Annotated in this window: 20 protein-coding genes and 1 riboswitch; all 20 genes read left to right on the forward strand. The window is 58.1% G+C overall.

What is annotated here, in order from left to right:
• Positions 1-286 precede the first annotated feature (286 nt).
• A riboswitch (molybdenum cofactor riboswitch) is annotated at positions 287-401 on the forward strand.
• Between the two features lie 19 nt (positions 402-420).
• The 20 genes from C8D99_RS14075 (at position 421) to C8D99_RS14165 (ending at position 23,186) form a co-directional block, all read left to right on the forward strand.
• Positions 421-1,152, forward strand: a complete 732-nt coding sequence (locus C8D99_RS14075) for a response regulator (RefSeq protein WP_133959144.1) — start codon at positions 421-423, stop codon at positions 1,150-1,152.
• Between the two features lie 121 nt (positions 1,153-1,273).
• Complete coding sequence (locus C8D99_RS14080) at positions 1,274-1,756, forward strand: TRAP transporter small permease subunit (protein WP_133959145.1); 483 nt, start codon at positions 1,274-1,276, stop codon at positions 1,754-1,756.
• A gap of 15 nt (positions 1,757-1,771) precedes the next feature.
• The gene (locus tag C8D99_RS14085) at positions 1,772-3,088 is read left to right on the forward strand and encodes a TRAP transporter large permease (RefSeq protein WP_133959146.1); all 1,317 of its coding nucleotides are present in this window, start codon (positions 1,772-1,774) and stop codon (positions 3,086-3,088) included.
• A gap of 205 nt (positions 3,089-3,293) precedes the next feature.
• Positions 3,294-4,340, forward strand: a complete 1,047-nt coding sequence (locus C8D99_RS14090) for a TRAP transporter substrate-binding protein (RefSeq protein ID WP_166670213.1) — start codon at positions 3,294-3,296, stop codon at positions 4,338-4,340.
• A 204-nt stretch (positions 4,341-4,544) separates the two neighbouring features.
• Positions 4,545-5,552 carry an ABC transporter substrate-binding protein gene (locus C8D99_RS14095; protein ID WP_133959148.1) on the forward strand — a complete coding sequence of 336 codons (1,008 nt, stop codon included), beginning with the start codon at positions 4,545-4,547 and terminating at the stop codon, positions 5,550-5,552.
• A 107-nt stretch (positions 5,553-5,659) separates the two neighbouring features.
• Positions 5,660-7,357 carry an ABC transporter permease gene (locus C8D99_RS14100; protein ID WP_133959149.1) on the forward strand — a complete coding sequence of 566 codons (1,698 nt, stop codon included), beginning with the start codon at positions 5,660-5,662 and terminating at the stop codon, positions 7,355-7,357.
• Positions 7,357-8,433, forward strand: a complete 1,077-nt coding sequence (locus C8D99_RS14105) for an ABC transporter ATP-binding protein (protein WP_133959150.1) — start codon at positions 7,357-7,359, stop codon at positions 8,431-8,433. The genes C8D99_RS14100 and C8D99_RS14105 overlap by 1 nt, the downstream gene beginning before the upstream one ends.
• Positions 8,434-9,148: 715 nt before the next feature.
• A complete protein-coding gene (locus C8D99_RS14110; protein ID WP_133959151.1) occupies positions 9,149-9,679 on the forward strand; it encodes a hypothetical protein in 531 nt (176 codons plus the stop codon).
• Positions 9,680-9,808: 129 nt separating this feature from the next.
• Positions 9,809-10,303 carry a hypothetical protein gene (locus tag C8D99_RS14115; protein WP_133959152.1) on the forward strand — a complete coding sequence of 165 codons (495 nt, stop codon included), beginning with the start codon at positions 9,809-9,811 and terminating at the stop codon, positions 10,301-10,303.
• A 41-nt stretch (positions 10,304-10,344) separates the two neighbouring features.
• Complete coding sequence (locus C8D99_RS14120) at positions 10,345-11,124, forward strand: hypothetical protein (RefSeq protein ID WP_208321204.1); 780 nt, start codon at positions 10,345-10,347, stop codon at positions 11,122-11,124.
• A gap of 15 nt (positions 11,125-11,139) precedes the next feature.
• Positions 11,140-13,953, forward strand: a complete 2,814-nt coding sequence (locus C8D99_RS14125; RefSeq protein WP_133959154.1) for a carboxypeptidase-like regulatory domain-containing protein — start codon at positions 11,140-11,142, stop codon at positions 13,951-13,953.
• A 26-nt stretch (positions 13,954-13,979) separates the two neighbouring features.
• On the forward strand, positions 13,980-14,489 hold the full coding sequence (locus C8D99_RS14130) for a hypothetical protein (RefSeq protein WP_133959155.1): 510 nt from the start codon (positions 13,980-13,982) through the stop codon (positions 14,487-14,489).
• A gap of 161 nt (positions 14,490-14,650) precedes the next feature.
• Positions 14,651-14,914, forward strand: coding sequence for a transposase (locus tag C8D99_RS14135; RefSeq protein ID WP_166670214.1), 264 nt, complete (start codon positions 14,651-14,653; stop codon positions 14,912-14,914).
• A gap of 107 nt (positions 14,915-15,021) precedes the next feature.
• Complete coding sequence (locus tag C8D99_RS14140; RefSeq protein ID WP_133959157.1) at positions 15,022-15,573, forward strand: cysteine hydrolase family protein; 552 nt, start codon at positions 15,022-15,024, stop codon at positions 15,571-15,573.
• A 134-nt stretch (positions 15,574-15,707) separates the two neighbouring features.
• The gene (locus C8D99_RS14145) at positions 15,708-16,886 is read left to right on the forward strand and encodes a coenzyme F420-0:L-glutamate ligase (protein ID WP_133959158.1); all 1,179 of its coding nucleotides are present in this window, start codon (positions 15,708-15,710) and stop codon (positions 16,884-16,886) included.
• A gap of 60 nt (positions 16,887-16,946) precedes the next feature.
• The gene (locus tag C8D99_RS14150) at positions 16,947-17,540 is read left to right on the forward strand and encodes a hypothetical protein (RefSeq protein WP_133959159.1); all 594 of its coding nucleotides are present in this window, start codon (positions 16,947-16,949) and stop codon (positions 17,538-17,540) included.
• 178 nt (positions 17,541-17,718) lie between these two features.
• Positions 17,719-18,879: an ABC transporter substrate-binding protein gene (locus C8D99_RS14155; protein ID WP_243833959.1), complete on the forward strand. Its 1,161-nt coding sequence runs from the start codon at positions 17,719-17,721 to the stop codon at positions 18,877-18,879.
• Between the two features lie 224 nt (positions 18,880-19,103).
• On the forward strand, positions 19,104-19,268 hold the full coding sequence (locus C8D99_RS15285; protein ID WP_166670215.1) for a hypothetical protein: 165 nt from the start codon (positions 19,104-19,106) through the stop codon (positions 19,266-19,268).
• Positions 19,269-19,405: 137 nt separating this feature from the next.
• The gene (locus tag C8D99_RS14160) at positions 19,406-21,010 is read left to right on the forward strand and encodes a radical SAM protein (RefSeq protein WP_133959160.1); all 1,605 of its coding nucleotides are present in this window, start codon (positions 19,406-19,408) and stop codon (positions 21,008-21,010) included.
• Complete coding sequence (locus tag C8D99_RS14165) at positions 21,000-23,186, forward strand: peptidase domain-containing ABC transporter (RefSeq protein ID WP_133959161.1); 2,187 nt, start codon at positions 21,000-21,002, stop codon at positions 23,184-23,186. Before C8D99_RS14160 ends, C8D99_RS14165 begins: the two co-directional genes overlap by 11 nt.
• Positions 23,187-23,426 lie beyond the last annotated feature (240 nt).

Consider the following 23,426-nt stretch of genomic DNA (forward strand, 5'->3'; position numbering starts at 1 on the left):
ATCTCGAAAGCCAAACGACAGCCCCTCTTTTCACAGAATTGAAAAGAGGGGCTGTGTAGTGCCCACCAACGATGCACAATCCTGTGTTTGCAAGGCTTCCCGTTTCAAACCCGGCGAAGTCGGGAGGTCCAGGCCATCCACATGATCAGCGGCGGCTGAGCGGGTTTTCGTTTCCGGGCGGGAAAATGCCCAGTCCCGCTTTTTGTGAACAAATCCCCGCTCTTTTTCCGAAGAGCGGGGATATTCTTCCGGTATTTTGACAAACGGGGTTATCCTGTATAATACTTTCTATATTTTCTTCCGAGCCTTTTCTCCTTCGGCGGGGCCATGGAGGAAGGCCGGCAGGGTACCGCGGGAAACGGCGGCGCCTCCTTTGGGAAAGGAAGACGGTTCAATGTCCCGTGTGAAGGAGGTCGGAAGGTGTATTCGCTCCCAGTGCTGATTGCGGAACCTGATCCTATGCTTCGCGCCCTGTACCGGAAAGTGGTTCTTGACGGACAGGGATATTCCTTTGCCGGTTTCGCAGAAAAGGGGGAGGAGATCGCTCCGCTTCTTTCGAAAACGACGGTAAATCTCGTACTTCTCGATATCGCTCTTCCCGGCTTCAACGGTCTGGAGGGATTTCGGCGCATGCGGGCGGATTTTCCGAGGGTGGATTTCATTATCCTTTCGTCGGAAAAATCACCTGATACTGTCCGCGGGGCCATCTGTTCCGGAGCCTTCGACTACCTGATCAAGCCCTTCGAATGGGAGCGGCTCACCAGGGCCCTGGCGGCCTACAGCGAGTATTATCACGGCCTGGTGGGAAGAGACATGCCCTGGCGGCAGGAGGACCTCGACCGCCTTCTCGGCTTCAGAAAACGGCTTTCGGGAGCTCCGGAAGGGGCCCCCAAGGGCTTTCAGGAGACCCTGCTTATCCGCCTTGGGAAATTGCTGCAGGAATCGAGAAAACCCCTTTCCGCGGCGGATGCCGGCAGAATGCTCGGCATTTCACGCTCCGGAGCCCGCAGGTACCTGGAACTGCTCGTCCAGCGGGAGGAGGTTGCGGTGGATTTCGAACTGACCACGGTGGGGCGTCCCCAGAAGCTGTATTTTGCCACGGGGCCCGTTGTCAGAAAGGAGCAAAACCACGCAAAATTATCTAATAATTGAACGATACACTCCCTGTCTTTATACTGAAACACTGTCGGCGTTCCGGGCATTTTTCCGCCGTTCACAGGACGGCTCCGCCGCCTGAAAAACAGGAGATACAATCCAGCAAGGAGGACGGCCCATGCAGCGATTTGGCAAGCTCGTGTCACTTCTGATTCTGCCGCTCATTGTCGGCATCGTCTACAGCTCCCTGAAGTCGTATATTTACAACGAAACCCCCATCTGGACTTTTGAAGTGTCCCTATTTCTTTATGGATCATTTTTCATGCTCGGATCCGCCTACTGCCACCTCCAAAAGAAGCACGTGGCGGTGGATGTGCTCAGCCATTACCTTCCCCCGAAGTGGAAGCGCATCCTGGCCATCTTCGCCGAGGCCGTGGTGCTCTTCGTGGCCCTGACGATAATCTGGGTGAGCGTTCCAGGGGCCTGGCGCTCCACCCTCATGAGGGAGCGGTCCACCCACCAGACGCCCTTCAACCCGGAGGTCTGGTGGTACCGCTGGATCATTCCCGTTTCCTGCGCCCTCATTTCCTGGCAGGCATTCAAGGATATGCTTGCCCTCATTCTCGGCCGCCCGGAAAAGACCGGCGGCGAAGCCAGCTGACGGAGGAGACTCGCCATGGCCCGTGAACTGTACCCTCTTCTGATGTTCGCCACCCTCTTCGTGCTCCTTGCGGGAGGGGTGCCCATCGCCTTCTCCCTCGCCGCCGTCTCCATAGGATTCGCCTATGTCCTCTGGGGCCCCGGAGCGCTCAACATCGTCGTTTCCGCGGCGTGGGGCTCCATGAACAATTTCGTCATCATCGCCGTACCGCTTTTTATTTACATGGCCTATATCCTTCAGAAGACCAACGTGGTGGAGGATCTCTACGACACCTTCTTCAAATGGTCCGGGGGGCTTCGGGGCGGTCTCGCCGTGGCCACAGTGGTGGTGGGTGCGGTTCTCGGGGCGGTTTCCGGCGTGGTGGCGGCAGGAGTCATCGGCCTCGGGCTGATCGGCCTGCCCCAGATGCTGAAGCACGGATACAACAAGCGCATGGCCCTGGGATGCGTCATGGGGGCTGGAACCCTGGGACAGCTCATTCCGCCGAGCACGAACATGGTGCTCTACGGATGCGTTACCGGTGTGTCCATCGGCGGCCTTTTCGCAGGCGGCCTTTCCGCCGGCATTTTCCTCGCCATTCTGTACATCGGGTATGTCCTCATCCGGGGACTTCTCGACCCGGATTTCTGCCCGTCCCTGCCCCCGAACGAGCGGGCCACGTGGAAGGAAAAGCTGATTTCCATGAAGAGCGTTTTCTTCCCCGGTCTGCTGATCCTGGTGGTCCTCGGGTCCATCCTCATGGGCGTGGCCACCCCCACGGAAGCGGCGGCTTTCGGAGCGGCCGGTGCCCTGATTATCGGGCTGCTGAAGAGGCGTCTCACCTGGGAAATAGTCTATACTTCATGTTTCGAGACCCTCGGCGTGTCCGCCATGGTCGGGTGGACCATGATCGGCGCCGGAGCCTTCGGTTCCGTCTTCTCAGGGCTCGGAGGAAACACCCTCATCACCAACATAGCCATGAACATGCCCGGAGGCCCGAACATGGTCTTCCTCGTCTCCGCGGTGTTCATCTTCATCCTCGGCATGTTCCTCGAACCGGGGGCCATCATCTTCCTTGCAGTCCCCATCATCGCCCCCATCCTCTCCCGGCTCGGCTTCGATCCCCTGTGGGTGGGTCTGGCGTTCAACGTGCTGCTCCAGAGCGCCTACCTGTCGCCCCCCTTCGGTTTCAGCCTGTTCTACCTGAAGGGATGCACTCCTCCCGACGTGGATATCGTGGAAATCTACAAGGCGAGCGTTCCCTTTCTTCTGCTGCAGATCGTCTGCATCACGGCCATCTTCATGTTCCCCGACATCGTGATGTGGCTTCCGAGATACATCATGGGCATGTAGGGGGCGGCAACGCCTGAAACCCGTTGTGAATCTTCAACTCTGAAGCAGGAATACCCGGAGCGAAAGGGGGGAGCGATTCAGGAGCGTGCGAACGGCGCCGCCAGGAAAGCAGGGAAAACAGTCAAAGAGTAAACGAAACAAACGGCGCACCGGAGTGTTCATGAAAAGCGGAACCCAAATCCAGAAAAGGAGGAAATCAGACCCAATGAAAAAGACCCTTGCACTTGTACTGACATTTGTGTTTCTTCTCGCGGGAGCCCACGGGGCCCTTGCCCAGGACGTGAAGTGGCGCCTGGTGACCCACGCCATGCCCGGAACGGAGCAGCAGCGGATCGCCGAAGTTTTCTGCGAGACGGTGAAGACCCTGTCCGGCGGAAAGTTCGTCATCGAGCCCTATGCGGCCGGCGTGCTCTTCCCCGTGTTCGAGTCCTTCGACGGCGTGGCCAACGGAGTGGTGGATGCCGCCATGGTCTACAGCGCCTACTGGACGGGCAAGGATCCTCTCTTCACCCTCACCACCCAGCCCGGTTCCCCTCTCGGCACCTTTGCCGAGGGCGCCTACCTGGTGGAGAAGCTCGAGCCCTGGTTCGAGAAGCTCTATGCCAAGCACCGCATCAAGTATCTCGGCCACGCCATGACCAGCCCCATCAACGAGCAGCTCATGTCCGTCACGCCCATCAACACCATTGAGGACGTGAAGGGAAAGAAGATCCGTTCCTCCGGCTTCGGCGCCCTCTTCTACAGGGCCCTCGGCGGCACCACGGTCTCCCTCTCCGCCCCCGAGATCTACACCGCCTTCCAGACGAAGAACATCGACGCCGCCGAATGGACCTTCTGGGACGAGAACATGCGCATGGGCTTCCACGAAGTGGCAACCTACGTGGTGGACCCCGCCTTCCAGAACGGCACCTGCGAGTACTTCCCCCTGGTGGTGAACCCCGACAGGTGGAATGCCCTTTCCCAGGAATACAAGGACATCGTCATCACGGCCCGCGACCGCATCCGCTACCTTTCCGCCATGGTCTACGTCCATGAGATCAAGGCCCGGGAAAAGTGGAAGGAGATGCCCAACATCACCGTCGTCCGCTGGAGCGCCGAGGACGAGGCCAAGGCCCGGAGCGTGGGACACAAGCTCGTGGTCGACGAATGCAACAAGACCCCCGAGGGCAAGGATTTCCTCGAGATCTACCGCACGGTCCTGTGGGATCTCGGCTACAAGGACGAAGCGAAGGAACTCGGATACTCCAAGTAACCTCTGAAGGTAAAAAGCAAAGACATAAAGCGGGATCCGCCTCCGGGCGGATCCCGCTTTCCATGGGATGCGCCGGGTGAGGAAAGGAGCGGCTACTTTTCTCTTTTTTCTTTCTTTCCAGGTTCATGTTGCGAAACGGGAGCCCCGGGGCCATAATAAGAGGGCGGGAAGAAACGTTTACATTGCATACCAAAACAGAAGGAGATGATCGTTTTGTCCAAATTCAGAGTCGTCATCGCTTCACTGCTCCTCGTGGCCGTCATGGCTGCGGGGGCCTGGGCTTCGGGAGAACTCAACGCGTACACCATCATGCCGGAGAAGTATGCTTCCCAGGTCTTCGAGGCCTTTTCCGCTGAAACGGGGATCAAGGTGAATTTCATGAGATTCTCATCCGGCGAGGCACTCGCCAGGGTGGTGGCAGAGAAGAACAACCCCCAGGTGGACATGATCCTCGGGGGCCCGGCGGACACCTACGAAGCCGGCATAAAGGAAGGGGTCTTCGAGGCCTACAAGCCCGCCGGGGCTGAGGGCATCCCCGAAAAGTTCCGCTCGAAAGAGAATTACTGGACCGGCATCGGGATCATCCCTCTGGTCTTCCTCACCAACTCGAAATTCCTGGCAGACAAGGGACTCGAAGCCCCCTCCTCCTGGAACGACCTCCTCGACCCCGCCTATAAAAACGGTCTCCAGATGGCCGATGCCCGCACCTCCGGGACCGCCACGGAGCGGATCTACTCCCTGGTGAAGATCATGGGCGAGGACGAGGCGTTCGCCTACCAGAAGAAGATGCACCAGAACATCCAGATGTACACCAAGAGCGGTGCCGGCGGCGCCATGCCCGTGGCGACGGGGCAGGCGGCTTCGGGCATTTTCTACATCGTGGACGCCCTGGACATCCAGCAGCAGGGGCACCCGGTCGTGATCAGCTACCCGAAGGAAGGTGTCTCCTACGGCATCGAGGCCACGGGCGTCCTGAAAGGCGCTAGAAATCTGGAAAACGCCAAAAAGTTCATGGACTGGGCTTCTTCCAAAACCTTCGCCCAGCTGCTTGTGGACAAAAAGATCAACTATATCCCCACCCGGGGAGACGTGGAAGTGACCAACCCGGCCCTTGACCTTTCGAAGGTCAACCTGGTGGAAGTGGACGTGACCTGGAAGGGCGAGAACCGGAAGGCGTTCGTGGACCGCTGGATCAACGAAGTCATCAAGTAAGTCTTCCCGGGAATCAGAAGCGGTTCCCATCCCCGGCGGGAGTCTCTCCCGCCGGGGCTTTTTCCTTGTTCGGTATGCATTACAGTTCACTCAAGGAGAATGACGCCATGAATCGACCATCCGCGCTCTCCGCTCCGGAGAAGGTTTCGCCCCTGAAAAGGGACCCTGCCCTTCTCCCTGCCCTCGCCGCCATCTGGATTTCCCTGGCGGTCTTTGTCCTGTACCCGCTCTTCCGGCTTTTTCTGACCACTTTTATGGTGGAGGGGCAGCTTTCCTTCTCGAACCTCGGGGCGGTTCTCGACAGCTGGTATGACAGGCAGGCCTTTCTGAACAGCCTCTGGCTCGCCACGGCCGTCTCGGTGGCCGGGACGGTGCTGGGGTACATTTATGCCTTCGCCGTCACCAGGATTTCCATCCCCTCCTGGCTGAAATGGTTTCTCGGCGCGGTCACCACGCTGCCCCTCATCTCCCCGCCCTTCACGAGCAGCATCGCCCTGACCCTTTCCCTGGGGCCCAACGGCATCCTGCTGAAGTTTTTCGGCATAGAGAACTTCAACTTCTACGGATTCTGGGGTACCTGGATGTCCGAGACGCTGACCTACTTCCCCGTCTCATTCCTCACTCTGGCGGCGGTGCTCTCCGCCATCGACCCGAACCTCGAGGACGCCGGCCTTTCCCTTGGAGCTTCACCCGGAAGGGTTTTCCGTACGGTGACCTTTCCCCTTTCCACCCCGGGCATCGCCAACTCGGTCCTCCTGCTCTTCGCGAGCTCCCTGGCGGATTTTGCCACGCCCCTTGTGCTGGCGGGCCACAGCTTTCCCGTGCTCCCCACCCAGGCGTACCTCCAGATCACAGGGCTGTATGACCTGCGGGGCGGAGCGGCCCTCTCCTTCCTGCTCCTTCTTCCCGCCATGGGGGTCTATGTGCTTCAGCGCTTCTGGGTGGGGAAGAAGAGCTACGTGACCATCAGCGGGAAGACGGGAAGCCGCTCGGGCTTCAAGAGCAAGGGCAAGCTCGCGGAGGGGCTCGTGCTGGGGGTATGTTTCACCGTCACCGCCTTCATTCTCTATCTTTATTCCCTGATTCTCTGGGGAGCCCTGGTGAAGGTCTGGGGCGTGGACAACTCCCTCACCTGGGAAAATTTCCATTACGTGTTCACCCACGGCCGCAAGGCCATCACGGACACTCTGTCCATCGCTGCGGTGGCCACCCCTCTCGGTGGTCTCATGGCCGTAGTGGTGGGGTATATCGCCCAGCGGAAGCGTTTTTTCGGCAACAGAGCCATGGAATTCTTTTCCATGCTGAACTACGCCCTTCCGGGAACTGTGGTGGGCATAGCCTACGTCATCGCCTTCAATGAAAGACCCATCCTGCTCACGGGCACCATGACCATTCTCGTGGCAGCCTACATGTTCCGCTACCACGCCGCGGGCATCCGGGCGGTGATCGCGTCCCTTCACCAGATCGACCCGTCCATCGAGGAGGCGTCGGCCAGCCTCGGCGCCGGGGCGGCCAGGACCTTCTTCCGGGTGACCGTTCCCCTGGTGGTCCCTGCGGTGCTCATGGGGATGCGATACCTCTTCATCCACTGCATGACCGCCATCAGCGCCACCATTTTCCTGGTGTCCGTCCGGTGGAGCCTGCTCACCACCCGTATTCTCGAGTGCATGACGGAACTGCAGTTCGCCCAGGCATGCGCCTTTTCCGTCGTTCTGATTCTGCTCGTCTTCGGCGCCACCGCCGTGCTGACGGGCCTGACCCGCTTCGCAACGAGGCGTATTTCCGGCGAAGGAGGCCGAGGCTGATGGCCGTTACACTCGAACTCTCGAACGTGTCGAAAATCTTCCAGAAGGACCGGGAACTTGTCCGGGCGGTGGACGATGTCTCCATGACGGTAACGCCCGGGGAGATGGTGACATTTCTCGGCCCCTCGGGATGCGGGAAGACCACCACCCTCAGAATGGTGGCGGGATTCGAAATACCCTCAGGGGGAACCATCACCATCGACGGCCAGGACGTGACCAACGTTCCCGTGAACAGGCGCGACATCGGCTTCGTCTTCCAGAATTACGCCCTGTTTCCCCACATGAGCGTCTTCGAGAACGTGGCCTACGGACTCCGCGTCAAGGGATACAGGGAGGAGGAGATCCGCCGCATGGTCCGGGAGGGTCTTGACCTCGTCGGACTGGGGAAGGCGGAGAAGCGGTTCCCGAACCAGCTTTCCGGGGGAGAACAACAGCGGGTGGCCCTTGCCAGGGTGCTCGTGCTTCAGCCGAGGGTCCTCCTCATGGACGAACCTCTGTCCAACCTCGACGCCAAGCTGCGAATTCACATGCGCACCGAGATACGGAGAATCCAGAAACACCTGAACATCACCTGCCTTTATGTCACCCACGACCAGGGAGAGGCCCTCACCATGTCCGACAGGATCATGGTGATGAACAGGGGAAAGGTGGAGCAGATCGGGGCGCCCCTCGAGATCTACAGCGACCCCAGCTCTCTCTTCGTGGCCGATTTCATCGGCCAGGCGAATATCATTCCCGGAGAGGTCGTCTCTGTGGAGGGCGGAACGGCCTCAGTCTCCATTGCCGGGCTCACAGTGCCGGTCCGGGCCGTTAAAAACGCCTCCTTCGCTCCGGGGGCTCCTGCGGCGGTGGTCGTCCGGCCCGAAAACCTCCTGCCTTCACCGGGGGAGGGGATGAAAGGCACTGTGCTCACCGCCACCTTCCTCGGCGGGCGCATGGAGTACGAGGTCGCCCTGGAAAGCGGCCGGACAGTGCTCTCCTTCGATCCCTTTCTTCCCGGGAAAAGGATGTGGACCGAGGGAGAGAGCATCAGTCTTTCTTTCGATCCCGCCGTGGCGGTGGCGTTGCAGGCCTGAACTTTTTTTCCCCGCAATGAGGTAAGACGCCGGTGGAGCAACTTCACCGGCGTCTTAGCGTGCACTGATACTCCGCCAGGCTTCGCTGCAATTCGATTGATCTCCTGTTCTTTTCGCATCCTTCATTCTGCCGGAATAAATACAGGTAAAGGTGTCGTCAGAATACACTAAATCCGAAAATACATAATACAGCAACAAAGCTATTGACAAAGTTTTTTGTAAAGATATAATTGCGCCGAAACAAAATGGTAGTGCAATGAAAAAAGATATTTTGAAGTGCATTATGTGGGGCATAGCAAGCAAAAACACAAGGCAAAGGTTAAGGCAAAGAGCAAAATTAAGAGCAAAGCAAAGAGCAAAGCAAAAAGCAAGGAAAAGATCAAAACGAAGAGCAACGCGAGGATTCGGCAAGGGGCAATGCGTGGGGCGACTCATGGTGTGCATCGTGGGGCATGGTGTTCTTTTCTTTTTGACGGTCTTTCTTTTTTCTAGGGGTTCTCCCTATCTATCATAATCCTTTCAGTTTGTTCCGGATATCCCATCTCGGTAGTTTATTCCAGGTCGCAAGGGTTCTGCATTTCAGTGTCTGAAATGTTCTTTTGGCGTTTGCTGCGCGGACAGGCAATTGTGTCTCCGCAGACAGTTGGTTCTTTGTGTCCGAAGGCCGGCGGGGCCTTTTTGGGGCAACACGACACGGAAAGAAGAGGTGAGTGTAATGAAGAAAGCGGTAATGGTGCTTCTCTCGGTACTGTTCGTGTTCGGCGTGGCAGGGGTTGTCCTGGCGGAGGAAGTGGACCTGAATTTTTGTCCTCCTTCCTGCGATCCCCTTCCCAATTCCGATTCGCTGAACATCTTCTGGAAAATCCAGCCGATGACAACGGTCTATATTGTGGAAGACGAGCTCAAGATCTGCACCTTTATCGGAGCTCCGGGATCGGGCAACTTCAAGAAGGGCTTCAAGTACGGGGCGGCGGCCACGGGCGTAGGGCTCCGCAAGATCGTCGGGTCCATTTCGCCCGCCCTTCCCACGGGCGTGTCCATGTGGGGTCTTCTGACCAGGCCCGACAGCATCGGCACCTCCACGGGGCCCCATATGCTCGGGACGGCGGACGTGGATCTCGTGAAGGGGCTCGAGAAGCTGTATGCCGCCTACGGGACGGGTGAAATCAGCCTGTACGCGGACAACAGCGCCTCGGGCGGCAACGGAATGGTCGTCCTGAAGCTGACCATACTCGACCAGATTTAACGCGGGAAAGCGGACAAACAGGTACCAGCCGTTTGTTTCATTGGCCGGATGTTCTGAGTGAAGTGTTTTGGAAGGCCCCGCCGGCTTTTCCTTTCAGGCGGTCCGGCATCATCGAGGGGAGACTTTTCTATGAGGACAGCACAATGGAAGGTAGGTTCGGTTTTTCTTTTCCTGTGCCTCTTTTTGTCCGGGGCAGCCCTGTTTCCCAGGGCGGCGGAAGGTCTTGACGTGATCATCTCGGGGAGCTGGCAGTTTCCTTTCAGGTCTTCTTTCTGGTCGTCTCCCGATCCCTCGGTGCAGAGTATGCCGGGATCCGCTGCAATCAGCGTGGTCAATGCGGGAAATACCCGTGAACAGTGGGGAATTGAGGTCAAAATACAGGGTTCACCCCTTCCGGAAGGGGTGAAGCTCTGGGTTCGCCGGAGCGGCAGCGGGCATGGGGCAGGCTGGATCCGCAGCGGAATGGGGTATATTCCCGTCGGCGAGAGCCCGGCGCTTCTTTTTTCCGGAACCGGGGACAGGCTCCAGGTTCCCCTTCAGATTAAAATTGCGGGGATCACTCCCCGGACTCCCGGGGCAACGATACGGACCAGCCTGATTTTTACGGTGGTGAGAACGCGATGAAAAACAGGGCGCTTTTGAACGGATTTTTTCTGGCCTGCATTTTGACGGCAGTCATATGCGGCAGCCTTTCGGCCGGCGTCAACCTGAACGTGGACGGAACGCTGACCAGGTCGTTCACCCTCGATCCGGGGGGGAAGACCCGGGGGGAGATCGTTGTCCAGAATGCCGGCGACGAGGAGAGCGAGGTCAAGATATTTCTCCAGGACTATCTTCATTACGCGGACGGGCGGGCCCTCTTCCAGAAAACCGGGACCGTGGGACGGTCAAACGCCTCCTGGATAACCCTGACTCCCAACCAGGCGGTGATACCTGCAAAGGGATCCCTGACGATCAACTTCACTCTTTCCGTTCCTTCTGACCCGAAACTGAAGGGAACCTACTGGAGCCTGCTCATGATCGAACCTGTCCCCAAAAGCCTGCTGACGCCGGGAAAGCAGGAGAATGACGTGGACATCCAGGTCGTTACGGTGGTCCGCCTTGCCGTGCAGATGATCACCGCTATCGGCAAATCCGGGGAGGCGAAGCTCAGTTTCCAGAGTCGCAGCCTGACCAGGGAAAAGAACGGCCGCTTCCTGACCCTTGATCTCGAAAATACCGGGGAACGGCTGCTGGCACCCCATGTGTGGACCGAGCTGTTCGACAAAAAGGGGCAGTCGAGCGGAAAGATCGACGGGAGCAGCCACCGGATCTATCCCGGATGTTCTGCCCGGTTCGTGCTCGACCTGTCAAAGCTGGCGCCGGGAGGATACAAGGCGGTGGTCGTGGCCGACAACGGCGACGATAACGTATTTGGGGCGAATTACGTCCTGGAGCTCAAGTAGCGGGAGGAAACAGTCATGAACGCCATGCGGGTCGGCAGGGGATTGTCGGCGGGGCTTGTTTTTCTCTTCCTTTTGGGAGGAGTGCCTTCCTGTGCCCAGTTTCGCGGCCGGGGGCTGGAGGTACGGGTCGTATCCCCGGTCCAGATCGTGTCCGAGCCGAGCCGCATGCACACCATCAGTTTCGAGGTTACCAACCGGACAAACAGGCAGGAACGGTTCCGGGAAGAGGTGACCCTGCCGAAAGGCTGGACGCTGGTGATTCCCATGACGTCCTTTGTGCTGCCGGCCCAGGCTTCCGCCGTCCGTCTCCTGTCGTTCCAGATACCCATCAACGCCGGCGAGGGAAGGGAAACGATCAGGTATTCCGTGCAGTCCGACCGGGATCCCTCCATCCGGGACGCGGTGGAATACGATGTGGTGGTTCTCGCGGTGGCCAAGACGGACCTGATGGCGGAGAACCCGCCGGCATCGCTCATGGCGGGGGAAGAATACGAGTTTTCCGCCCGGCTGGTCAATTCGGGCAACATCCCCCGTACGTTCCTGATCAGGGCGAAGAACACCGATCCGAATTCCCCGGTGCTGGCGGCTCCTTCGGAAGTGTTTCTCGCGCCCGGGGAAGGGGCGGCTCTTTCCGTATCAGGAAAGATCGACCCCGGATTCCGGGGGACCGTCACCGTCATCCAGATAACGGCGGATGTCGAGAAGGACGGCAAAAAGGAGGAGGCAGTCTCCACCGCGGTCCTTCTGGAGGTCGTCCCGGCCCTCTTCAAAAAACCGGAACCTTACCATATTCTCCCTTCGACATTCGCCGTGTCTGTGGCGAGAACTGCGGAAGGTGACACAAAGCCGTCCTTCGAGTGGAAAGGGGCGGGTACCCTGGACGAAGAAGGAGAACAGCATTTTTCCTTTTCCTTTCGGGGGCCCGATGTGGAAGATTCCTCCTTCTTCAGCCGGACCGACGAGTACTGGATGAATTACTCGAGCAGGTCACTCGGTATCCTGATGGGGGATCAGCCCTACGGTGTTTCCCCCCTGACGATTTATTCCTCCTACGGAAGGGGATTCGGGGTGGATTTCAAGTCCATGGCCGGGGGCAGCATGTCCGCAGGCCTGTTCTACGTGAGAGACCGGGCCGGAGAGGAAGACTGGATAGACAGGGGGTTCTACCTCCAGCACTCCCTGGGGGAAGATTCCTTTCTCCGTCTGAACGTGGCCCAGTCCGAAACAAAAGCCACGAGCACTGAACCGGAGGCCGAGGACAAGCTCTGGAGCCTGGAAGCCCGGCTCAGGACGGGACAGAACGATACCCTCGAGCTCGAATACGGGCGCAGCAGCACCGACCGGCCCGGAGCGAAAAACGACGAGGACGCTTACCGGGTTTTGTGGCGCGGAATGACCGCGGGAAAGATGTCTTTCTCCCTGGGCAAGACCCATGCCGGGGCAGACTACTGGGGGTATTTCCACAGCTACGACTACGAAAACGCTTCCGTGAGCGTGCCCCTGGGACCGAAAATGAGGCTCGGAGTTGGTGTATCCTCCTACGAGAACAACCTCGACCGCAGGCCGGGGGAGTCGGATACGGCCACCTCGGAGAACCTGGTACAGGCGACCCTTGATTTTTCCCTGCAGAACGGCTGGTTTCTCATGGTCGGCTTTGACGATTTCGGACGGGTCGATCGGCTTGCCCCGGCCGAATTCGATTATTCGGAGACATCGTACTGGGTCCGGTTCGGCCGGAGTTTCGGACAGATAAACTGGTCGGTGGAGCCCCGGTTCAGCGACCAGCACAATCATCTCACCGGAGTGTCGGAATCGGCCTGGAACGTGAACTTTCTCGTGAGCTATTTCCCCTCGCCCAACCTGACCCTGAGCTTTTTCTGGAACCTCGGCGACAATGACGTGCTGAGCGAGAGCTACCTTCTCAGGGGGTCGAGCAGTTTCGGAGGATCCGTCTTCTGGAGGGCCTCTCCGCGGCTCACCCTCTCGCTGGCCTATACGCGGTCCGGCATCGGGGACAACGCGGAACTTCTTTCAAACCAGTTCGACCTCATTGCCACCTACGAGATGACGGAAGACCGTCTTCTTACGCTGGAAGTATCCCGGGACGATTATGAGACGGAGTACCGGCTTTCCTACCAGATACCCATAGGCATCAAGACGGTGAAGAAGACGAACGTGGGCATTCTGAGGGGCAGGGTATTCAACTCCATGGTTCCTGAAAAGCCCGGGCTTCCCGACATTGTCGTCAGGGTAGGTACTGAAGCCGTGGTGACGGACAAGGACGGTGTTTTTCTCTTCCCCGCCCTGGAGCCCGGTTTTTACCGCGTCATGATCGACCCCAAATCCATCGGGTACGGTTTTACTACGGTGCAGAAGTACCCGATCTCCCTTGAAGTTAAAGGAGGGCCGACCCCTGTCTCCATGGACATCGGCATAACCCAGGGAGCGATTTTCAGGGGAAGGGTGGCTTTGGGCGGCGATGCAGGGAAGGACGGGGCCGCTGCGCCGGCACCGGATTCCTCAGGCACCGGGCCGGTCAGCCTGGCCCACATACTGGTGGAGCTGTCCAGGGAAGACCAGACTGTCAGGCGTTCCACCGACATGAACGGCGAGTTTGTTTTCGACAACATACGCCCGGGAAACTGGCAGCTGAAGTTTTACGAGGCGGGTATTCCCGCCGGATACCAGTTCGAGACCGAGTCGAAGACCATCGAACTGGCTCCGGGAGATGCGGTGGAGATGGTGAACCTCATTTTCCCGAAAAAGCGGACCATACAGTTCATTGACAGCGGCACGGTCACAACGTCCTCTTCGGGAAAAAAGAAATAAACGCCGGGGAAAGGGGGAAAGGCACCATGAAAAGTCACCGGACCGGTTTCGTATGGATACTGGCAGTTTTGGTCCTTGTCGTTTCCGCCGAAGGGATTCCGCTGTCCGGGCCCTTCTGTTCCCCGCTGGACGCGGCGGAATCGGCCGCCCTCCCCCTGGAGGTCTCCATTCCGGAATATTGGGGCGTTCACGTAAAGGGGGCCTCCGTATCCATGGTTGCCATGATCGGAGGCAAACCGGCGGAAAGCTCCTTTTCCTTCCTCCTTTCCTCCACAGGAAATACCCCGAGAAAGCTGACGGCCCGCCTTGCGGCGCCCCTGCCCGCCGGAATGTCCATGACGGTGGAGGTGCCTTCCGCCCAGGGAGGCCGGTCAACCGGGCCCCAGTCCCTGGGAACCGGTGAAGTGGATCTCCTGACCGGTTTTCGGGGGCTGTTCGGCGCCGGCGGCAGGGGGATGCTGAAAATGAAGGGCAGCAACAGCCTCGCACCGGGTGCGGGGCAAGCTGTACTGGTTCTGGCTGTTCGCGATATGTAGGACTGCCCGGAGCGTGGGGGTACGGCAGGAAATTACGGGTCGGCATGCCCTCCTGTGACTATGGCTGATTCTCTGACCGGTGCCGGATAGTAAGGTTTCGCTCTCAGGGCGGCCTGCAGATACCCCCGTTCAGGATCAGCCATGCCGGGAGGAATATGATGATGTCCACACATTATTCTGTCGACTTCAAGGTTCACGTCGCTTTGGAAGCGTGCAAGGAAGACCGGACTCTTGCCCAGCTTTCACGGGAGTTCGGTGTGTCTCCGGAACAGATCTGCAGATGGAAAAAGAAGCTCCAGTCCAATGCGGGGCTCGTCTTTGCCTCGAAGCAGATGAAAAAAAAGCGGGAAGAACCTTCCGCGACGCTTTACGAGGAGATTGGCCGGCTGAAAATGGAGATTGACAGGATGAAAAAATGCAACTGAATCTTTCCCTCCTGCACTGATTTTCCGGAAACGGCCCCCCCCCGGGGGCGTATAATGGAAAGGAGTCCTGCCCGAATCGGGGCACATCAAATTGAGGGAGGCGTCTTATGAACCCGGTTCTTTTGCTTGTGGACATCCAGAACGACTATTTCCCCGGAGGGGCCATGGAGCTCCATGAAAGCGAGAAAGCTGCAAAGAGGGCTGAAGATCTCCTTCTATCCTTCAGGAAAAAGAAATTCCCCGTGGTGCATGTCAGGCACGTTTCCACCCGTCCCGGATCTACTTTTTTCCTGCCCGGAACACAGGGTGCGGATATCAGACCATGTGTCCTCCCTGAAGAAGGAGAGACGGTCTTCGTCAAGCATTTCCCCAACAGTTTCAGGGAAACTCCGCTCCTCGGCCGCCTGCGGGAGCTGAATCCCGACCGGCTGATCATTGCGGGCATGATGACCCACATGTGCATCGACACCACGGTCCGGGCCGCTGCGGACCTCGGCTTCAGCTGCACCCTCGCAGGGGATGCCTGCGCGACAAAGTCCCTTGCCTTCGGGGAGACCGTTGTCCCGGCGGAACAGGTTCAGGCGGCCTTCCTCGCGGCCCTGGGCGGCGCCTTTGCAAGAGTCGAGGCCGCCGGGGCTGTCTGTTCCTCACTTGACTGAGCATGGACCGGATACTCCCTGCGGGGCTGGTTCCTCTCTTTTGCCGCCCGGCGGAAAAATGATACAATACTTCAGGCCCGGAATTTGATTCTCTGCGGCCGCCCACCATACCTCTTCGGAAGGAATGAGGCCCCATGCGCTACATAGGCGCCGCTTCGCGGGGAATCCGGCTCCCCGTCATTTCCAGGGGTGCCGACCTCGTGGACATCGTCTCCTCGGAACTGATACAAGCATCGGAATGCCCCCGCGACCCTTTCCCTCTCCGTGACCGCGACATCGTCGGCGTGACGGAATCCCTCCTGGCACGAGCCCAGGGAAACTACGCCACCCTGGAAGACATTGCCGAAGACGTCCGCCGCAAGGTGCCGGAGGGCGACGTGGCCCTCCTGTTCCCGATTCTCAGCCGGAACCGGTTCGGGCAGATCCTGAAAGGCATTGTCAGGGGCGTTCGGGGGAAGGTCCACATTCTTCTTTCCTACCCCGCCGACGAGGTGGGGAATCTGGTCATGGACCCCCGGGAGTTCTTCCTCAGAAGCGGCAGGCTGAAAGACGGTCTTTTCGGCGAACAGGAATATGAGGAGATTTTTGGCCGCTACCTCCACCCCTTTACCGGGGTGGATTACGTGAGGTACTACAGGGAGATGGATCCCGGCAGGGTGGAAATCCACTTTGCGAATACACCGCTGGCCGCCCTGAAATTCTCGAACACCGTCATCGCCGCCAGCATCCATGCCCGGCATCTCCACAGGGAGATACTGGAGCAGGCGGGGGCCCTGGTAGTGTCCCTCGACCAGCTCTGCTCGGAGCCCCACAGGGACGGCATGGGGTACAATCCCGAGTTTGGGCTGCTGGGGTCGAATTTCACGAGCGACGGGACGGTGAAGCTTTTCCCCAGGGACAGCCGCAGGTTCGCCCTGGACCTTCAGAAGGAATTTCAGGCGCGGACAGGAAAACATATGGAGGTCCTCGTCTACGGCGACGGCGCCTTCAAGGATCCCGTCTGCGGCATCTGGGAACTGGCCGATCCCGTGGTCTCACCCGGCTACACCGACGGTCTCGACGGAATGCCGAAGGAGATCAAGCTCAAGTATATCGCTGACAATTCGGGGGACAAGTCCCCGGAGGAGGCGGTTCGGGACGCCATTCGGGCCAAGGGCACCATGGACCGGTTCAGCCATTCCACCCTCGGGACGACTCCCCGGAGGCTTACGGACCTCGTCGGATCCCTCTGCGACCTCACGTCCGGGTCCGGGGACAAGGGGACTCCGGTGATCCATATTTCCGGCTACTTCGATTCCTACCTGGACGACTGATTCTGACCATGCCGGAAGGATCCGTGCCTTCCGGCAATTTTTTCCCCGGGGGGTGATCCCATGTTCAGGCCATGTTTCGCAAACCCTTCAGAAATACAGCGTTTCCTTGACTCCATCCCCTATAACGCGGTGGAGGAGTGCAAGCCCCCGGCAAGGGTCTATTCAGAGAAATCAGCCCACTGCTTCGAAGGGGCCCTGTTTGCAGCGGCCTGCCTCCGGGAGCTTGGATACCCGCCGCTGCTGGTGGACCTCCGTGCCTGGAACGACGATGATCATGTGATCGCCGTCTTCCGGGAGAGGGGGTGCTGGGGAGCTGTGGCGAAGTCCAACTTCACCACCCTCCGCTTCCGGGAACCAGTGTACCGGAGCCTCCGTGAACTGGCCATGTCCTATTTTGATTTCTATTTCAACACCCTGGGGCAGAAAACTCTCAGGGCTTATTCCCGCCCCCTGAAGCTGGAGCGGTACGACGGGCGGGGATGGGCGGACGGAGAAGAGGATCTCGAGTACATAGCCGACGGTTTCAATCTGCTGCCATATTATCCTCTGCTCAGCGAGGAGCAGGCCGCCGCTCTTTCGCCTGTGCCGGACCATCTTCTTCAGGCCGGCCTTGCCGGGTCCAACCCCGCGGGGCTCTATGTTCCGAAGGAATGACGGATGCGGAAACCGGTCTCCTGTAGTATCATTGTTCGTGTCATGCGTAGATTTTGTTTCCAATGTTGTTTTATTTTTTCTCCACAGTGAGGTTCGGCGGCCGGCTTTCCCGTCTGCCCGGACCTGAGTGCGTTATCCTGTCCCGATAGGTACCATATTATGTGAGGAGGTAGGAAGAATGAGGAGTTTCGGCAGCATTCGGAAGGCAATGGTGTTGGTGTCCCTTGTATGTCTTTTTGCCGTGCCCGCTTTTGCGGCGGATCCGATCCGGATCGGTGAAATTGCGACGGTAACGGGTGACTTCGCCGCTTACGGCGTGGCTGAGGTCGAATCGGTGAAGATCGCCGTGGCGGAAATCAACGCCGCCGGCGGCATCCTCGGCAGGCCGGTGGAAGTCATCATGTACGACTGCCGCACCCGGCAGGAGGACATGGTCAACGCCGCGCGGCGCCTTGTGGAACAGGACAAGGTCAGCGTGGTCATCGGACCCAGCGGAAGCGGCCTGTGCATCGCCGCCGCCCCGGTGTTCAACCGCGGCAAGGTTCCCCACATCGGAACGCTCCCCACGAACCCCCTGGTCACCGTGGACGAGAAGGGGCAGGTCCGCCCCTACAACTTCCGCATCTGCTTCCTTGATCCCTACCAGGGCAAGATGATTGCCCACTTTGCCGCAAGGGACCTCGGAAAGAAGAAGGCGGCGGTGCTTTATGACGTGTCCAGCGACTACTCCCACGGCCTCCGCGAATTCTTCACGAAATCCTTCAAGGAGTACGGCGGAGAGATCGTGGCCGACGAAGGACACCGGGAGCAGGATGTGGACTTCCGCGCCCAGCTTACGGTCATCAAGGATGCCAACCCCGACGTACTCGTGATACCCACCATGGGCAAAGCCCTTCCCCTGGCAGTGAAGCAGGCCCGCGACCTGGGCATCGAAATTCCCATCGTCGGCGGCGACGGCTACGGCGACTTCATGTGGGAGATTGCCGGAGACGCCATGAGGGAGAGCTACTGGGTGAGCCACGTGGACAAGGCCGACCCTGCCCTCGCCGACTTCTTCCGCAAGTACGAAGAGCAGACGGGCACTGAGGCCATGGAGTTCATGAACGCCGTCATGGCATACGACAGCGTCTACTGGGTGAAGGACGCCATCGAGCGGGCCGGCAGCGACGACCCCGTGAAGATCCGGGACGCCCTTGAGGCCACAAAGGGTCTGAAGCTCATGCACGCCACTCTGACCATGGACGAGTTCCACAATCCCAAGGACAAGGACGGCATCATGCTTGCGTCAGACATCGCCACCAAGAAGGCCGTGTTCTTCAAGAAGGTCAAGCCCGAATAAGAAGCCTGACAGGACAAAAGGAGGACGGGGATTTTCCCGTCCTCCTTTTTTTGTTTCCCGGATCGGCATGGGATATTGACTGGTATCCTCCGCCGGATGGAAAAGGAGAAGGTCATCCCTGCCCGTCCGGTTTCCGCTTCAAGCAGCCGGACAGGCATCCCTTGACAGATCCCTGGAAGAAGAGGAGAATTCGAAAAAATCGGGAGAAGGGAGAGAGGATGAAAATGCTGAAGAGAATTATGGAAATAGACGCGGCCGCTGCCGATTCGATCAGGGGCGGAAAAACATGTGACTGCTCCTGTGACTGTACCTGCGCCATGAGTTCCGTGACGGACGACACCATGACGTCAACCCGTGATTCCAACATGCTCAGCACCTATGCCTCGTGAACATCCCAGTAATTAAGAAGAGAGAGTTTTTTTCTTTCTCCCGGCTTCTCCCGCCCAGTGCAGGAAAAGCCGGGAAAACTGTATAGAGGAGCGGCGCTTTCCCTGTCGAAAAATTTCGAGTGCAGAAGGGGAGAAAAATGGCAGATATTCCGGCAGCCTCTGTGATAAACGACCGCTACCCTATGGTAAGGCTCTTCCGGCATGGTGAAGATGTAGTTCTCTATGACGGGAAGGCCCATTTCGCGGTGATCCTGTCCAATGATGAACTTGAGGTACTTGAGGCTTTTCTGGCAGGAAGACAGGAAGAAGAAATTGTCGCCTCTTTTTCTTCCCGCCTGGGACGGAACCCCATTGCCGAACTCTGCGGGAAGCTGGAAAGGCTGCGTGAGAGGGGAGTTTTCACCGGGGGGCCGGCGGAAACCGTGTCTCCGGCCGGCAAAGAGGAGATCCGGAACCTGCTGGAGTATTATGACCGCAATATCCTGCTGAGGAAATTCTGCCTCGAGGTGACCGAGGACTGTAATTTCCGCTGTACCTACTGCAAAAGAACCATCGCGGACGATTTTCGGCCCCATTCCGGCAACAGGATGAGCGAAGAGAACGCCTTCATGGCTATCCGCTATTATTTCCAAAAATACACCTCTTTCTTCTCGAGGCTGTCTGACGAAAAGAAAGAGCTGCTCCTGAAAATAGTTCCCCCGGGGCTGTCCTGGTATGGAGGCGAACCGTTCCTCAATTTCGGTCTCATACAAAAGACCGCCGATTTTTTCAAGGCTCTTCCGTGGGAAGACTTTTCCATCGGAAGGGAGTCTTTTCATTTCACCGTCAACACGAACCTTTCGATTATGAGCGATGAAATCCTTGCTTTTCTCGTGGACAATGATGTGATCCTCTTTGCAAGCCTTGACGGCCCGGAGGAGGAACATGACAGGTGCCGGGTGTTCCCGGACGGCAGCGGAACGTTCCGCCTTGCCTGTTCCAATCTCCTGAAGATACGGAAATTCAACGGCGCCTACTTCAGGCGCAGGGTATCTCTTTTCGGCGTGTTGACGGAGGATCACGACCATGAAAGATGTCAAACGTTCAATAGGGGTATAGGAGCCTTTCAGAGCAGGCATTTCCCGGCGCAGTACACCGGAGTTTTTGTGCCTGATCCCGAAGAGACGGTCCGCAGGGGGCTGGCTGAGTTTTATGAAAACCTGGGGCGGTTTGCGGAGGTTGCCGAAGCCCAGGCAGGCAGGGATGAAATCGACATGGAATGCTTTGCCGGGCTTCTGCAGTTCGCGGGACTTGTATTTGACAATCCCTCCGGAAGCAATTTCCTGAAACTCTCCCTGACCTGCCCCATGGGATTCGATAATCTGATGGCGGCTGCAAACGGAGATTATCTTCTATGCCACAAGGTCAGCGGGAATTTGCCCATAGGCCATTGCTTGAAGGGGCTGGATTTCGAAAAGCTCGTTGAGGTGAACAGAAAATATGCCGGGACCGTAAACTCGGGCGAATGCAGGAGCTGCTGGGCTGTCCGCTTCTGCAGGATATGCGCGGCGGCGCGAATGAGCGGTGAGGGATTCATCAACCCCACGCCGCAGGAGTGCGATGTGCTCAGGCTGGATATCGCTTTCAGGTTTGCCTGCTTTCTTCATCTTGCCAGGAATCACCCGGATATTCTCGCACGGATCTTCCAATACAAAAGAGATCCCGAGCATTGCGTAGGGGTTATAGACATCAATGATTTTTAGGAAATCCTTTCCCTTTTGCAGGCAGCGGGACATGATGGACTGCGGTCCGGCGTGCCTGCAGATGATCTGCAGACATTTCGGGAGATCCTTTTCCCTGCCCTATCTTCGCGAGAAGAGCGAAGCCGGCCGGGACGGCACGTCCTTCGGCAGCCTCCGCAGGGCCGGCGAAGCCCTGGGACTCCGGGGAAGGTGCCTTCGCGTGTCCTTCAGCTGCCTGGAAGAAGAAGCGCTCCTTCCCTGCATCGTGCCCTGGGACCGAAACCATTTCGTCGTTCTGTGGAAAACGGGGAACGGGAAGATGCACATCATGGATCCGGCAGACGGAGAGAGGGTCGTGGACTGCGGCGAATTCCGCTCACGATGGTCGGGAGGAGAGGACGAGGGATTTCTCCTTTTCTTTGAACCGGCGGAGCGTTTCCGTTCCCACCGGGAGCCGGAAAGAGAAAAGGAAAAAAATATGCTTTCACTGGCTCCCCTCATGGCGCCCTATGTTCGCCTTCTGGCCTCCATAGGGCTGGCAATGCTTCTTACGAGCGCCATCCAGATGACGCTTCCCTTTCTGACCAGAATTGCGGTCGACAGGGGAATCGGAACAGGGGATATCACAATCCTCAAGGCGGTCTTCCTTGGACAGGCCCTGCTGGTCTCCGGCCGGACCTGCGCCCATTTCTTCCGGGAATGGGCACTCTTTTTCGTCAGTACACCGGTAAACATCAACCTTGTACGGGCGTTCCTCGAAAAACTCGCACACCTGCCCCTCCGCTATTTTGACGTCAAAAAGCTGGGGGATATACTGCAGCGCCTTCAGGACCACAACCGGGTGGAATCCTTCCTGAGCCGCTCGATTCTCGGTATACTGATGGCCGCTCTGAATGTCGCCGTTTATGGGATTGTGCTGTTTTTCTACAGCAGGGCAACGTTCTTCGTTTTTCTTGCCGGAACAATACTGTACGTCCTGTGGGCACGCCTTTTCCTTTCCGCGAGAAGAAGGATCGATTATCAGAAATTCCTGTGGATGGGCAGGAGCCAGGATGCGGTGATACAGTTCGTGATGGGGATGCAGGACATCCGGCTCAATCAGTGCGAGGAAAAGAAAACGGATGCCTGGCATTCGCTGCAGGAAAAACTTGCCGGTGCAAAGCGCAGGGGACTGGCAATCGGACAGGGGCAGCTGCTCGGATGTTCCCTGATCCGGGAGGCCCAGTATGTCCTTATTTCGTACCTGGCGGCCCGGTCCGTCCTGGACGGTGACATCACCCTCGGGACCATGCTCGGGATCCAGTTCATTCTTGGACAGCTGGGCGGACCCGTAGACTTCCTGTTCCATTTTTTCACCGAGGCCCAGGATGCCTCGGTCAGTTTCGAGAGAATCCAGTCCGTCCGCTCCCTCCCGGATGAAGAAGACGAAGGGGGAGAAAGGAATGGGGAAATTTCTCCCTCGGGCGATGTCATTCTGAAGAACGTCTCCTTCCGGTACGGCGGAGAGAATACGGGCAACGCGCTCGATTCGGTGTCGATAGCGGTCCGGAACGGAATGACCACGGCTGTCGTGGGTGAAAGCGGGTGCGGGAAAACGACCTTTTTAAAGCTTCTTCTCGGCATCTACCGTCCTTCGGAAGGGGAAATTTACCTCGGTACCGTTCCGCTGTCTTCAATTCCTCCCGGCGAATGGAGGAGGTGCTGCGGGGCAGTGATGCAGGACGGGTATATTTTCTCCGACACCATTTCCGCGAATATCGCCCTGTCAGGAGATGAACCGGACCAGGAGGATGTGAGAAAGGCCGCCCGAATGGCGAACATAGAAGAATTCATCGAATCCCTTCCGCAGAAATACGAGACGCTGATAGGGAACGATGGTCACGGCCTGAGCCAGGGACAAAGGCAGCGGATCCTTATCGCGAGAGCGATTTACAAAAATCCCGGATTTCTGTTCTTCGACGAGGCGACGAATGCTCTCGATGCCGGAAACGAGTCCGTCATCATGGGCAACCTCAGGTCATTTTTTGAGGGGAAGACCGTGGTGATAGCAGCCCACAGGCTGAGCACCGTGAAGAATGCCGATCAGATCGTGGTTCTGGAAGGCGGCCGGGTCGTGGAGCAGGGAACCCATTCAGAACTGGTGTCCGCAGGGGGAAAATATTATGCCCTCGTCGGAGGGCAGATGGAACCCCGTTAGGGTTCCACTCTTTCAACCTGGATTCCCGGCCATTCATAACGAGGTTGCCGGGGAAATCACTATAAACCAAGTAATGATCGCACTTTGACAATCGTCGACTTGACCACCGCATCGTTACGTGTTACAATAAACATAACGAGGTGATGGGGTCGTGGCAAGCATCGTCTTTCAAAAGGATAAACGTTCCGGAATCACCTATGCGTATGAATCGGCGTCCTACTGGGACAAGGAAAAACGACA

It is taken from the genome of Aminivibrio pyruvatiphilus (assembly GCF_004366815.1).
Classification (GTDB): domain Bacteria; phylum Synergistota; class Synergistia; order Synergistales; family Aminobacteriaceae; genus Aminivibrio; species Aminivibrio pyruvatiphilus.